Consider the following 12,505-nt stretch of genomic DNA (forward strand, 5'->3'; position numbering starts at 1 on the left):
CACACGCTCCAGGCTCTCAAAGGTCCGGGCCAGCGTGTAGACTGGCGGGCAATCGAAATCTTCAAGGGAAACGCGATGAGCGATGAATCCATGCGGTTGGGGCGTGAACGGCGCTACCTGGTATTGTTGGGCATCATTTGCCTGGCGTTGATCGGCGGCGCGCTGTACATGCAAATCGTTCTGGGCGAAGCACCTTGCCCGCTGTGCATCCTGCAACGTTATGCATTGCTGCTGATCGCGATCTTCGCCTTCATCGGTGCGGCCATGCGCAACCGTCGCAGCATCACGGTGTTCGAAGCGCTGGTGGTGATCTGCGCACTGGCAGGCGTCGGCGTTGCCGGGCATCACGTGTATACGCAGTTCTATCCGGCGGTCAGCTGTGGCATCGATGTGCTGCAACCGATTGTCGATGACTTGCCGCTGGCGAAGATCTTCCCGCTGGGTTTCCAGGTCGACGGTTTCTGCTCTACGCCGTACCCGCCGATCCTCGGCCTGTCGCTGGCGCAGTGGGCGCTGGTCGCCTTCGTGCTGATCGTGGTGCTGGTGCCGTTGCTGACCTCGCGTAACCGCAAAGCGCTGCGCTGAGGTCGTCTGTCGCCACGTATTGTCGGACAAAAAAAGCCCCGGTCCTCCCAGAGAAGGCCGGGGCTTTTTTTGTCCTGCCGGGCGCATTTCAGGCACCAGGTAAAAAGACCGTGATGTGCGACAGCCAAGGGTGCGACACATGTGCGACATGTTGTCACAGAGCCGGTGTCGCAGGCCGCTCGAGGAAGGCCGATTAGTACATGGAAACGTAACGGAATTGGGCTGTTTTACAGGCTTGCGGTTTTTTCCGTTGCGAATACGAACAGGCAGTTTTAACAGGCTCTGGCGAATGGCCAGAGCCCCCGTCATATCGGGCTTCGGGCAAGGTAAACGCAAGCAGGCAGGGGCAGGATACTGTCTGAACTGCGGGTGGAAGGCCTACTTATTTTGGTGTTTTTGTTGAGAATCAATTTCGATAAGATGCGCCACTTTTGCGAAAACGGTTAATGATTGTTGCTGGTTCGGATAAAAATTATTTCGGGATGAGACATGGTTTATAGATCGCTACCTATCTACAATCGCCCGCACTGAATTCCCGACACTGCTCAAATCTTAACCAGATATGAGCAGAAACAGGGTGTCGAGAGGTCTGGTGGCTTCATGCGATGCCCAGGTGTCGGAGCCTCCAACTTTCCGCACCAAATGGAATTGGTCTGTAACAAGGCCTTTGACCACGAATTCGAATAAGAACTCACCGCAGGCCCGGGATTTGTCGCACAGCGTCTGACGCTCGACGGGCATGCCCTTATTCAATCCAAGAAAAATGCCAACCCTTGGCAGGGTGAAGTGTTGGCGATCAAAACCCAACTGCATTGCGCAAGCTGCTTTAGAGGTCGTGAGATGAGTAAAAACAGGTACCCCAGACTACTAGGCTTATTGCCGCTGATCGGCACGCTGTTGCTGTCAGGCTGCAACATGACCTTGCTCAATCCCAAGGGCCAGGTAGGTCTGGATGAGCGAAACCTGATCATCACCGCAACGCTGCTGATGCTGTTGGTCGTGGTGCCGGTCATCGTCATGACCTTCCTGTTCGCCTGGAAATACCGCGCGTCCAACACCAACGCCACCTACACGCCGAAATGGAACCACTCCACCAAGATTGAAATCGCGGTGTGGGCTGTTCCGGTGCTGATCATCATTGCCCTGGGTTATGTCACCTACAAGTCGACCCACGCTCTGGACCCGTACAAGCCGCTGGAGTCCGACGTCAAGCCGGTGACCATCGAAGTGGTCGCGCTGGACTGGAAGTGGCTGTTCATCTACCCGGAACAAGGCATCGCGACGGTCAACAAGATCGTGTTCCCGGCGCACACGCCAATCAACTTCAAGATCACCTCCGACGCCGTGATGAACTCCTTCTTCATCCCTGCCCTGGGCGGCCAGATCTACGCGATGGCGGGCATGCAGACCAAGCTGCACCTGATCGCCAACGAGAACGCTGAAATGGACGGTATCTCCGCCAACTACAGCGGCGCTGGTTTCACCGGCATGAAATTCAAAGCGATCGCAACTTCCCAGGAAGATTTCGACGCCTGGGTAAGCGAAGTCAAAAAGGCACCTAAACAGCTTGAACAAGCTGAGTACGCAGCCCTTGCCAAGCAGAGCCAGAACAACCCAGTCGAGCTCTACTCCTCGGTCACGCCGAACCTGTTCCAGACCATCGTCGACAAGTACGAAGGCATGAAACCAGGTCCGAAAGTGAAGCACGAGAAGAAAGAGAAAGAAGTGGCCGCTACGGACATGGATTCGCATTCAGCTGCCGGGGCAGAGGAGTAAACGATGTTTGGTAAATTAAGTTGGGAAGCGGTCCCGTTCCACGAGCCGATCGTAATGGTGACCATCGCCATGATCGCGCTCGGCGGTCTGGCACTGTTCGCGGGTATCACTTACTTCAAGAAGTGGACCTACCTGTGGACCGAGTGGCTGACGTCGGTCGACCACAAGAAAATCGGCGTGATGTACATCGTCGTTGCCATGGTCATGCTGCTGCGCGGCTTTGCCGACGCCATCATGATGCGTACCCAGCTGGCCATGGCCACCGAGGGTTCGCCTGGCTACCTGCCACCTGAACACTATGACCAGATCTTCACCGCTCACGGTGTGATCATGATCATCTTCATGGCGATGCCATTCTTCACCGGCCTGATGAACCTGGCAGTGCCGCTGCAGATCGGCGCGCGTGACGTTGCCTACCCGTTCCTGAACTCCCTGAGCTTCTGGCTGCTGGTTTCCGGCGTAGTGCTGATCAACCTGTCCCTGGGCGTCGGCGAATTCGCCAAGACCGGCTGGGTTGCCTATCCGCCGCTGTCGGGCCTGCAATACAGCCCTGGCGTGGGGATGGACTACTACATCTGGGCGCTACAGCTATCCGGGCTAGGTACGACGCTGACGGGGGTCAACTTCCTGGCCACCGTGCTGAAAATGCGTACCCCTGGCATGAAGCTGATGGACATGCCGATCTTCACCTGGACCTGCACCTGGGCCAACGTCCTGATCGTGGCTTCGTTCCCGATCCTGACCGCTACCCTGGCACTGCTGACGCTTGACCGTTACATGGATTTCCACATTTTCACCAATGAACTTGGTGGCAATCCGATGATGTACGTGAACCTGTTCTGGGCGTGGGGTCACCCTGAGGTGTACATCCTGATCCTGCCAGCGTTCGGCATTTTCTCGGAAGTGATCTCGGCGTTCACCGGTAAGAAACTGTTCGGCCACAAGTCGATGATCTACGCATCGGGCGCAATCTCGATCCTGGGCTTCATGGTTTGGCTGCACCACTTCTTCACCATGGGTTCGGGGGCCAGCGTCAACGCCTTCTTCGGTCTGGCGACGATGCTGATTTCCATCCCGACGGGTGTGAAGCTGTTCAACTGGCTGTTCACCATCTACCAGGGCCGTCTGCGTTTCACCAGCCAGGTTCTGTGGACCCTGGGCTTCATGGTGACCTTCGCCATCGGCGGCATGACTGGCGTACTGCTGGCCATCCCGGGTGCCGACTTCGTTCTGCACAACAGCCTGTTCGTGATCGCGCACTTCCACAACGTGATCATCGGCGGTGCGGTATTCGGTTACATCGCAGGTTTCGCGTTCTACTTCCCTAAAGCGTTCGGCTTCAAGCTGCACGAAGGTTGGGGCAAGGCAGCGTTCTGGTTCTGGATCAGCGGCTTCTTCGTCGCGTTCATGCCGCTCTACGCTCTGGGCTTCATGGGCATGACCCGTCGCCTGAACGCCACCACCAACCCTGAGTGGGTGCCGTACCTGTACGTTGCGATGTTCGGTGCGGTGATGATCGCTGTCGGTATCGCTTGCCAGTTGATCCAGCTCTACGTGAGTGTGCGTGACCGCAACAAGCCAGAGAACATGTGCGAACACGGCGACCCGTGGAATGCCCATACCCTGGAATGGTCGACCTCGTCGCCACCTCCGTTCTACAACTTCGCTGTGCTGCCGAAAGCCGATTGCGTCGATCCGTTCACCGAAGCCAAGGAAAACGGTACCGCGTACCAGGCTCCGGCCAAGTACGAACCGATCCACATGCCAAACAACACCGCGACCGGTGTGGTCATGGGCGCTCTGTTGACGGTGTTCGGTTTCGCGATGATCTGGCACATCTGGTGGCTGGCAATCGCTGGCCTGGCCGGCACCGTGATCTACTTCGTGATCCACGCCGCTCGTGATGATCAAGGCTATATGGTGCCGGTCGACGTGATCGAGCGCATCGAAGCCGAGCAGCACAAGCGTCTGGTTGCGGCAGGGAAAATCCCGGCCACCGCCACCCGTGTTGAAACCTCGTTGGAACAGGCTTAAACCATGTCGAACTTAGTGACCAATGCTGGACACACCCATGTCGATGGACATGGGCATGATGACCATCACCACGACTCGGGCGAGATGACCGTATTCGGTTTCTGGCTCTACCTGATGACCGACTGCATTCTGTTTGCGTCGATCTTCGCGGCGTACGCGGTACTGGTTAACAACGTAGCGGGTGGCCCGTCGGGCCACGACATCTTCGAACTGCCATACGTACTGGGCGAAACCGCTCTGCTGCTGTTCAGTTCGATCACCTACGGCTTCGCCATGCTGGCGTTCTTCCGTGGCAACAAGAAGCAGGTCCTGGGCTGGCTGGCCATGACCTTCCTGTTCGGTGCCGGCTTCATCGGCATGGAGATCAACGAGTTCCACATGCTGATCTCCGAGGGCTACGGCCCTAGCCGTTCCGGCTTCCTGTCCGGGTTCTTCACCCTGGTCGGCACCCACGGTCTGCACGTGACCAGCGGTCTGATCTGGATGGCGATCATGATGTACCAGGTGCAGAAAAACGGCCTGACGGCGACCAACAAGACCCGTCTGAGCTGCCTGAGCCTGTTCTGGCACTTCCTGGACGTCGTGTGGATCTGCGTATTCACCGTTGTTTACCTGATGGGGACTATGTAAATGGCTAACACACACTCCCATGACAGCCACGATGCCGGTCACGGCAGCGTCAAGTCCTACGGTATCGGCTTCATCCTGTCGGTGATCCTGACCCTGATCCCGTTCGGTCTGGTGATGTACCCGACGCTGCCGAAGTCGATCACCCTGATGATCGTCGTCGCGATGGCCGTCATCCAGGTGCTGGTGCACCTGGTGTACTTCCTCCACCTGGACCGTTCGGCCGCGCAGCGTAACAACGTGATTGCGTTTGTCTTTGCCGCGATCGTGATTGTCCTGCTGGTTGGCTTGTCGCTGTGGATCATGTTCAGCATCCACACGTTCATGATGGCGAAGTGAGGTAGATCCGCATGTCCCTTAAGCACTTTATCCAAATCACCAAACCGGGGATCATTTTCGGTAACGTGCTTTCTGTGGCAGGCGGATTTTTCCTGGCCTCCAAAGGGCATGTCGATCTGGCCATCTTCCTGGCCGCCATGATCGGCACGTCCCTGGTGGTTGCCTCCGGTTGCGTGTTCAACAACTGCATCGACCGCGACATCGACCTGAAGATGGAACGCACCAAGAACCGGGTGCTGGTGCAGGGCTTGATCTCCCTGAAACTGGCCCTGATCTATGCGACCGTCCTGGGTGTCGCCGGCGTTGCGCTGTTGTACAAGGTGGCCAACCCGTTGGCCGCGCTGTTCGCAGTCATCGGCTTCGTGATCTACGTCGGCTTCTACAGCCTGTACCTCAAGCGCAAGTCGGTTCACGGCACGCTGGTGGGCAGCCTGTCGGGCGCCATGCCGCCAGTGATCGGTTATGTCGCAGTCAGCAACACCTTCGACATGGCCGCGCTGACCCTGCTGGTGATGTTCAGCCTGTGGCAGATGCCGCATTCCTACGCCATCGCGATCTTCCGCTTCAACGATTACCTGGCCGCATCGATTCCGGTGCTGCCAGTGAAGCGCGGTATCCAGGTGGCCAAGAAGCACATCCTGATCTACATCCTGGCCTTCCTCGTGGCGACCTTGATGCTGACCTTCAGCGGCTACGCCGGCATGAGCTACCTCGCCGTCGCCGCGGCCATGGGCATGTACTGGTTGTACATGGCCTGGACCGGTTACAAGGCAGTGGATGACACGGTCTGGGCACGCAAGTTGTTCGTGTTCTCGATCTTCACCATTACCGCGTTGAGCGTGATGATGTCCCTGGACTTCAAAGTGCCGACCGAGTTGCTGCTGACGTACGCGCCTTAAGCGTCGGATGCTTTAAAGAAAAGCCCCGCCTTCGAGAGAAGAGCGGGGCTTTTTTGTTGGGGTAAGTCGCAAGGGCTGCTCGTCAGGTAGATGTTTCGATGGTTGCCTGACTATAGGCAGTTTGCTTATAGTTGGCTAATGCGAACCGTATTCTTCGAAACCACATCTTTCACTGCTACCGTTGGTAATTATCTGACGGACGATGAGTATCGTGCGTTGCAGTCGCACATGCAGTTGAACCCGCAAGCGGGTGATGTCATGCCTCGAACAGGCGGTTTCCGAAAGCTGCGTTGGGCTGATGGACGCCGAGGTAAAGGTAGGCGAGGTGGCTTGCGGGTTATCTATTATTGGCTTATGAATGATGGCCAGTTCTGGATGTTTGCAATTTATGACAAAGATGAGCTTGAGAATTTGACCGCCGACCAAGAGAAGGTGCTCAAGAAAGCCATAGAGATAGAGTTGAAAAAACGAGGTACCCCATGAAAAAACGCGACCTGTTTGCAGAGTTGATGCAGGGCGTTGATGAGATGGCGGCTCAACGCGAAGGCAAGATTACATTGCGCAATACGGTTGTGGAGGACATCCCTGCACCTGAGGTGGGGGCGCAAGAAATCGTTGCGCTACGGGAAAAGCTACACATGTCCCAGGCTGTTTTCGCCAAGCGAATTCGAACCAGTCCCAGCACCCTGAGAAACTGGGAGCAGGAAAAGTCGAAGCCCAATGCTCAGGCCGCCTTGCTGATCAGGTTGGTTGAGAAGTTTCCGGATATGGTTGATCGACTGGCAGTCGTCTGATCACATCGTCGAATATCTGAAAAGCCCCGCGTTTCAAACGAAACGCGGGGCTTTTTCATTCACGCGCGGTTGTTACACGGTGCATCGAGCACCTTAACCACGTCATCGATGATTGCCTTGCTCATGTCCTGCAAAAAGTGCGAGGCCCAGGCGTGTCGGTCGGAGTCGCGAACCATGGCTGCGTCTGAGGCGAGCAGTTTTGCGAGGTGGAGCAGGTCGGAGGCGTGGTAGAGGGCTTCGGTTACCGGGACGCCGGCATTGATGCGGAACAGGGGTTCGTTGGCGTGGTAGGAGAAGGGGGTGAGGCCGATGGTTTTGAGGTCTTGGGGAATGGTCATTGGGCTTCACCTCCTGTTGGTTGGTAGGTGGTGAATGACGTTTGAAGCAGACAGACCAATAGCATTCATGAGTAAAGCTCCCGAATCAAGTTGAGAGCTACCACGTTCGTTCTCAGGCGAATGGGTGGCAGCTATGCGCGGGCTGAGAAACCGGAGATACAGGAATCCGGCAGACCCGAAGGTCTCCCACGCACAGCCGCCATTGCACGAATGTACTGGCATAAAAAAAGCGCCGGCAATCGTGATTGGTGGCGCTTGTGCGCCCGTATCTTACCCGGGTTCTCAGGCCCGGTCGCTGAATTGGCAGCGACCGGGCGAAGTTAGCGGGCAAGGATGAGGTCGGCAATCGTAGCGATCTGGTGGCCGGGGATGGCCGGGACACTGCAGGCCCTGTGGGAGCGGGCTTGCCCGCGATGGCGGTGTGTCAGGCGACATTGATGCTGGATGTGACGGCCTCATCGCTGGCAAGCCAGCTCCCACAGGATCGGTGAGTGGCAGTTATTTACCTGGTTTTTCGAGCAACCGGAAAAACCGTTCCCGCACCTGCAAGCTGTCGCTGTGAGCCACGTTGAATCGCAGGAACTGGCTGGCATCCGGCGCTTTGCTCAGCAACGTGCCCGGCGCCAATACCATGTTGTTCTCCAGCCCCTGGCGAGCCAGGTTCTCGGCGTGCAAGCCGTCCGGCAACCGCGCCCAGATAAATACGCCTTCACCCGGCAATGACGACAGCGAACACCCGGCCTCGGCCAGCCAACCCGCCACACGACTATTGGATTCATACAACCGATCCACCGTGCGCCGCGCATGTTTGGCATAGCTGCCATCGCTGAGCATGGTGCAGGTGATCTGCTCCGCCAGTTCCGACGTCACCCCGCCGCAAGCCATTTTCAGCGCGACCATGCGTGCCGCCAATTGTGGCGAGAGTACGGTGTAGCTGACGCGGCTGTTGGCGGTCAGGGTCTTGGAGAAGCCGGAGACGTAACTCACGTTGTCCAGCCCGCTGGCCGCCAGGCGCGGGGTGCGGCGTTGCTGGATGTCGCAGTACAGATCGTCTTCGACGATGTGGAAGCCATGGCGGTGGCTCAGTTCCAGCAAGCGGTACACCTGGGCTGGGGTGAACGAGTGGCCGGTGGGGTTATGCAGGGTGCTGTTGGTCATGTACAGCACGGGTTTGTGGGCGATCAGCAGTTGCTCGAACGCGTCCAGGTCGATGTTGTCGCGATTGCGCGCAATGGTGATGACTTTGGCCCCGTGCAGCGCCAGGTTGGCGTGCATGTTGAAGTAACACGGATCGTCGAGCAGCACGGTGTCGCCGGGTTTGACCAGCAGGCGCATCAACAGGTCGATGGCCTGCATGGTGTTGGCGGTGGTGATGATCTGGTCCACCGGCGCTTCGATGCCGAAGGTCGCCAGTTTGACCCGCAGGGCCTGGCGCAACGGCAGATATCCGCCGGCCACGCCGTACTCGCCCATGCGCAACGACGTCGCTCGCAGGGTACTGCGCACGGCTTTCTGCAATTCTTCGGCGGGCAGCCACGAGGTCGGCAGAAAACCGCAGCCGGGGCGCAGCGCGCCGTTGTCCAGCAGCAGTGCGCGGCGTACCACGCTCAGGGTGTCCTGGGGTTGCAGGTCCGGGCCGGTGCCGCTTTTCAGCGCCGCTTCGGAGCGATGCACGTAATGCCCGGAGCCCTGGCGAGACACCACCAGCCCCTTGGCCCGCAAGCGGTCCAGTGCATCGACCACCGTGGACTTGCCCACGTTCATCAAGTCGGAGAGTTCGCGAATCGGCGGCAGCTTGGCGCCATGGGGCAGGCCACCGGTGCTGATCGCCCGGGTCAGCTGATCGACGATCTGCTGCACCAGCGGCACGCCGGGCTGGAATTCAATGGCGGCAATGACTGCGCGTTGAACCTGCATTTTACTGGTCTCTCCGGCAGTAAAGTTTGTTGGATTCTATACGAACTTGCTCTGATCAGGACAAGCCTCTCTCTCTACCATGCCCTTACAGACTTTTCCGAGTGTCGGCCTTTGTTGGCGGGCGTTCTCCCGGTTCCTGAGGTGCTGCATGGGTGTCGAAACAACGGTCGCGGTGGCCAAACCGGTCATTAACCTGCGGTTATTCACGATCCGGATGATCACCGCTGTCTCGCTGTTCGCGGTGCTGGGCAAGGCCAACGTCTGGCTCGACACCGCCACCAACAGCATCCTGGCCCTTGGATATCGCGCCTTGCTGCTGCTGTTGCCCCTGACTCTACTGGTGCTTGGCCGCCGCTCCCTGAGCGTCACGCTGCTGTGTGCCGGCCTTGGCCTGGTGCTGCTGGCGCTGACCAGCAATCAAGGCATGGTGATGTTTGCCGCCGCACTGTTCGCCTATGGCATTGCCATTGCCGGTTACCTGATCAAGAGCGAAGCGGCCCAAACCAAGGAAGGCGCGGCCTACAACCGCGTGGCCATGAACATGGGCAGCCTGGTGGCCGGTCTGATCCTGTTGTCGCCACTGCTCACGCCTACGATGTTTTTCCTCGGTGCGGCGGCGTTCGTGCTGCTGTGCCTGCCGATCGCCCTCGGTGCGACCTTCACCACCGAACCGCTGGCATCCCGCCCGGCCAGCCAGGCCGGCAGCAACTGGGGCAGCAAACTGCCCCGGGTAATCGCCGGGATCATCATGGGCATCAAGCTGTTCGGGGTGTTCTCGATCCTGCCCCAGGCGATCCTGCTCAAGACCGGCGAGCTGCCGGCCTGGTACGGCTTGATGCTGATCCTCAACAGTGCCGTGGTGGTCTTCGCCCAGGTGCCGGTGATGAAGCTGATCGAGCGCACGGGGCGCTTCAAGGTGCTCGCGGTGATCGGGATCATCGTCGGCGGCTTTGCCGTGCTGTCGTCGCCATCCGCGTTCCACGTCGAGACCCTCGCCGGGGCGCTGATCTGGGTGGCGCTGCTGTCGATCGCCGAATGCGCCTTCAGCTACCTCGATTACTTTTCGGTCAAGCAAAACAACATGTTCGTTAAGGAAGTGTCCCTGGGGGTAGGGGCCGGGCTGACCGTGTTGATCATGCGAGTGGTGCCGGCGCCGTACAACGCGCTGGTCCTCGCCGCCATCGGCGCCGGCGGGATCCTGGCCTGGTATTGGCTCAACCGTAAATCCAATGCGTCGTTGCATGACTGAGTCATCGCCGTTGCGGATTTCACTTTGCGGGTCGGGGGCATCAATGAATACGACTTCATGCGTGGTAGTGGTGGGTTACAACGGCAGTCGAGTTCACGACATCCAGAAGCTGCGCGAGCTGTGCAAGTCGCTCTACAACGCCAGGCTCATCCTGCTGGTCGAGAAGATTCAGCCCCATGACGACCAGGTGGCCGATCACGTCTGCAGCACTTCGCTGGCCGAGAAAGACGTGGCGGCGTCCCTTGAACTGGTAGTGGGGTGCCTGAATGCCGACAGCTGGAAGCTGATCGGCGTACTGCCGTTCTCCGATCGCGGCGTGCTGCTGGGGGCCGCGCTGGCCAGTCACTTCGGCTTGCCGGGCATTACCCCGGGCGAGGCACGGGCGGGCCTGGACAAGCAGATCTTCCGTCGCCTCGAAGCGGCGGCCAGCAGCTCCCCTGAAGAATACCGGCCGGTGTTTTCCGCGCGGGTCGAAAGCCTGCCGGAACTGCGCCAGCGCGTCGTCGAACTGGGCGGCAAGGCCTTCATCAAACCGGCCTGCGAAGGTGCGAGCCGAGGTTGTCGCGTGATCCATCACCCTTCGGAATGCGACGACGCCTGGCTTGCCCTGAAACCCTACCGCGAGGGCGGCATCGTTCTCGAAGAGCTGGTGCAGAACGCCCGCGAATACAGCTGGGACTACGTGGCCGGCAGCACCTGGGTGACTGAAAAAACCACCACCGAAGGCGCCTACCGCGCAGAGATCCAGCAAGTCGTGCCCGCACCGCTGGCGGCTGAGGTGCAGGCGCGCTTGATGGCGGCCGGTCGGCACATGTCGGCATTGGTGTCCCGGGACAACGGTGCCTGGCACAACGAAGTGTTCCTGCGCAGCGACAACCTGACCTCCGCCGTGGAAACCAACATGCGCCCTGGCGGCATGCACATATGGGACCTGGCCAAACGCGCCTTCGTCGATTTCGATCCGTGGGAACGCTGGGTGCGCTGGGCGGTGGAAGGCAAGACCGAAGAGCACGAGCCAGTGGCCCGTGGTTACTGCGGCATTCGCCTGCTCAAGGCGCCGGCCGGCGGCATCCTGCGCACAATGCCCGACATCGAGGCTCTCGCCCGCGCGCTGCGCATCGACCTGGTGGAAGGCCAATACGCCAAGCGTATCGGCGACTCGGTCGACGCGCTGGTCAAAGACAATTTTTCATTCGTCGGCCACATCGTGTTGTTCAACGAACACTACGGGCAACTGAGCAACGACCTGTTGCGCCTGGCCGAAGTGATTGAGTCACACATCGAGGTCACTAGCCTGGCGCCGCCCACTCGCGCCGCAGGTTGAGCTGGCCAGCAGCCGTTTTTTTTGCATTACCGATCAAGAGGGTTCGATCCATGATCCAGCACATGACCTGCGATGAACGCTTCATCGCCCTGGCCAAAGAGTTTGGTTATGACATCTATGGCGAAAACACCGCAGGCGGGCACTACGCGCCGCTGATACGCCATCATGACGAGCTGTACATCAGTGGCCTGGTGCCGCGCATGAACGGCAAGATCCACTATCCGGGCCGCGTCGGGCTGGACCTCAGCATGGCCGACGCGCAAGCCGCCGCCAGCATCAGTGCGATGCGTGGGCTGGCGTTGATCGTCGATGCGATTGGTTCGCTGGACAAGATCAAGTCATTGATCCGGGTAACGGTCTATGTGAAATCCACGGCGGATTTCGTCGATTTGAGCGAAGTGGCCAACGGCGCCTCGGATGTGTTCAGTCATGTATTGGGCGATGCCGGTAAACATACCCGCACCACCGTCGGTGTTTATCAGTTACCCAAGAATGCCGCGATAGAGGTGGACATGATCGCGGCCTTGCGTCCATCGGTGTTGTAAGTTATTTCCATACTTTACAGCGCTGAATCCTTAACTTAGTGTTTAGCGCTAAAGTGTTGAAAATAAAAAGGGCGTACG

At 58.7% G+C, this 12,505-nt stretch carries 14 protein-coding genes; 11 read left to right on the top strand and 3 right to left on the bottom strand.

Annotation, left to right across the window (positions count from 1 at the left end):
* Positions 1–75: 75 nt before the first annotated feature.
* Positions 76–585, top strand: coding sequence for a disulfide bond formation protein B (locus AB4O16_RS21170; RefSeq protein WP_160387104.1), 510 nt, complete (start codon positions 76–78; stop codon positions 583–585).
* 552 nt (positions 586–1,137) lie between these two features.
* On the opposite strand, the gene AB4O16_RS21175 is transcribed toward AB4O16_RS21170, so the two are convergent.
* A complete protein-coding gene (locus AB4O16_RS21175) occupies positions 1,138–1,398 on the bottom strand; it encodes a hypothetical protein (protein ID WP_460155720.1) in 261 nt (86 codons plus the stop codon).
* Between the two features lie 27 nt (positions 1,399–1,425).
* Between AB4O16_RS21175 and cyoA the strand changes: the two genes are divergently transcribed.
* From cyoA to AB4O16_RS21210, 7 genes are all read left to right on the top strand, one after another.
* Complete coding sequence (cyoA, locus tag AB4O16_RS21180; RefSeq protein WP_160387106.1) at positions 1,426–2,361, top strand: ubiquinol oxidase subunit II; 936 nt, start codon at positions 1,426–1,428, stop codon at positions 2,359–2,361.
* Positions 2,362–2,364: 3 nt separating this feature from the next.
* Positions 2,365–4,395 (top strand): cytochrome o ubiquinol oxidase subunit I, encoded by a 2,031-nt coding sequence (cyoB, locus tag AB4O16_RS21185; RefSeq protein ID WP_160387107.1) that lies wholly within the window; start codon positions 2,365–2,367, stop codon positions 4,393–4,395.
* Positions 4,396–4,398: 3 nt separating this feature from the next.
* The gene (locus tag AB4O16_RS21190; RefSeq protein ID WP_056728483.1) at positions 4,399–5,025 is read left to right on the top strand and encodes a cytochrome o ubiquinol oxidase subunit III; all 627 of its coding nucleotides are present in this window, start codon (positions 4,399–4,401) and stop codon (positions 5,023–5,025) included.
* A complete protein-coding gene (gene cyoD / locus AB4O16_RS21195) occupies positions 5,026–5,361 on the top strand; it encodes a cytochrome o ubiquinol oxidase subunit IV (RefSeq protein WP_160387108.1) in 336 nt (111 codons plus the stop codon). It begins immediately after the preceding gene.
* 11 nt (positions 5,362–5,372) lie between these two features.
* The gene (gene cyoE / locus AB4O16_RS21200) at positions 5,373–6,260 is read left to right on the top strand and encodes a heme o synthase (protein WP_007986830.1); all 888 of its coding nucleotides are present in this window, start codon (positions 5,373–5,375) and stop codon (positions 6,258–6,260) included.
* A gap of 138 nt (positions 6,261–6,398) precedes the next feature.
* On the top strand, positions 6,399–6,743 hold the full coding sequence (locus tag AB4O16_RS21205; protein ID WP_460155721.1) for a toxin: 345 nt from the start codon (positions 6,399–6,401) through the stop codon (positions 6,741–6,743).
* The gene (locus AB4O16_RS21210) at positions 6,740–7,054 is read left to right on the top strand and encodes a helix-turn-helix domain-containing protein (RefSeq protein WP_007970375.1); all 315 of its coding nucleotides are present in this window, start codon (positions 6,740–6,742) and stop codon (positions 7,052–7,054) included. Before AB4O16_RS21205 ends, AB4O16_RS21210 begins: the two co-directional genes overlap by 4 nt.
* A gap of 59 nt (positions 7,055–7,113) precedes the next feature.
* Here AB4O16_RS21210 and AB4O16_RS21215 read toward each other — a convergent pair whose 3' ends face one another.
* A complete protein-coding gene (locus AB4O16_RS21215; protein WP_460155722.1) occupies positions 7,114–7,392 on the bottom strand; it encodes a DUF3077 domain-containing protein in 279 nt (92 codons plus the stop codon).
* Between the two features lie 498 nt (positions 7,393–7,890).
* Positions 7,891–9,309, bottom strand: coding sequence for an aminotransferase-like domain-containing protein (locus tag AB4O16_RS21220; RefSeq protein WP_460155723.1), 1,419 nt, complete (start codon positions 9,307–9,309; stop codon positions 7,891–7,893).
* Between the two features lie 148 nt (positions 9,310–9,457).
* Here AB4O16_RS21220 and AB4O16_RS21225 point away from each other — a divergent pair, with 148 nt between their 5' ends.
* The 3 genes from AB4O16_RS21225 to AB4O16_RS21235 are packed head-to-tail and all read left to right on the top strand — an operon-like array spanning position 9,458 to position 12,427.
* Entirely contained in the window at positions 9,458–10,558 is a 1,101-nt protein-coding gene (locus AB4O16_RS21225) for an MFS transporter (protein ID WP_460155724.1), read from the top strand.
* Between the two features lie 43 nt (positions 10,559–10,601).
* A complete protein-coding gene (locus AB4O16_RS21230; protein WP_460155725.1) occupies positions 10,602–11,882 on the top strand; it encodes an ATP-grasp domain-containing protein in 1,281 nt (426 codons plus the stop codon).
* Between the two features lie 50 nt (positions 11,883–11,932).
* The gene (locus AB4O16_RS21235; RefSeq protein ID WP_046040191.1) at positions 11,933–12,427 is read left to right on the top strand and encodes a RidA family protein; all 495 of its coding nucleotides are present in this window, start codon (positions 11,933–11,935) and stop codon (positions 12,425–12,427) included.
* Positions 12,428–12,505: the final 78 nt, after the last annotated feature.

The sequence above is a fragment of the Pseudomonas sp. S2_H10 genome (assembly GCF_054668285.1).

Bases quoted from the DNA above. Each gene is read 5' to 3' on its own strand.
- AB4O16_RS21220 (WP_460155723.1), bottom strand. From the start codon at position 9,309: ATGCAGGTTCAACGCGCAGTCATTGCCGCCATTGAATTCCAGCCCGGC.
- cyoE (WP_007986830.1), top strand. From the start codon at position 5,373: ATGTCCCTTAAGCACTTTATCCAAATCACCAAACCGGGGATCATTTTC.
- AB4O16_RS21210 (WP_007970375.1), top strand. From the start codon at position 6,740: ATGAAAAAACGCGACCTGTTTGCAGAGTTGATGCAGGGCGTTGATGAG.
- AB4O16_RS21175 (WP_460155720.1), bottom strand. From the start codon at position 1,398: ATGCAGTTGGGTTTTGATCGCCAACACTTCACCCTGCCAAGGGTTGGC.
- AB4O16_RS21235 (WP_046040191.1), top strand. From the start codon at position 11,933: ATGATCCAGCACATGACCTGCGATGAACGCTTCATCGCCCTGGCCAAA.
- AB4O16_RS21190 (WP_056728483.1), top strand. From the start codon at position 4,399: ATGTCGAACTTAGTGACCAATGCTGGACACACCCATGTCGATGGACAT.
- AB4O16_RS21225 (WP_460155724.1), top strand. From the start codon at position 9,458: ATGGGTGTCGAAACAACGGTCGCGGTGGCCAAACCGGTCATTAACCTG.
- AB4O16_RS21170 (WP_160387104.1), top strand. From the start codon at position 76: ATGAGCGATGAATCCATGCGGTTGGGGCGTGAACGGCGCTACCTGGTA.
- cyoB (WP_160387107.1), top strand. From the start codon at position 2,365: ATGTTTGGTAAATTAAGTTGGGAAGCGGTCCCGTTCCACGAGCCGATC.
- AB4O16_RS21215 (WP_460155722.1), bottom strand. From the start codon at position 7,392: ATGACCATTCCCCAAGACCTCAAAACCATCGGCCTCACCCCCTTCTCC.
- cyoD (WP_160387108.1), top strand. From the start codon at position 5,026: ATGGCTAACACACACTCCCATGACAGCCACGATGCCGGTCACGGCAGC.
- AB4O16_RS21230 (WP_460155725.1), top strand. From the start codon at position 10,602: ATGAATACGACTTCATGCGTGGTAGTGGTGGGTTACAACGGCAGTCGA.
- AB4O16_RS21205 (WP_460155721.1), top strand. From the start codon at position 6,399: ATGCGAACCGTATTCTTCGAAACCACATCTTTCACTGCTACCGTTGGT.
- cyoA (WP_160387106.1), top strand. From the start codon at position 1,426: ATGAGTAAAAACAGGTACCCCAGACTACTAGGCTTATTGCCGCTGATC.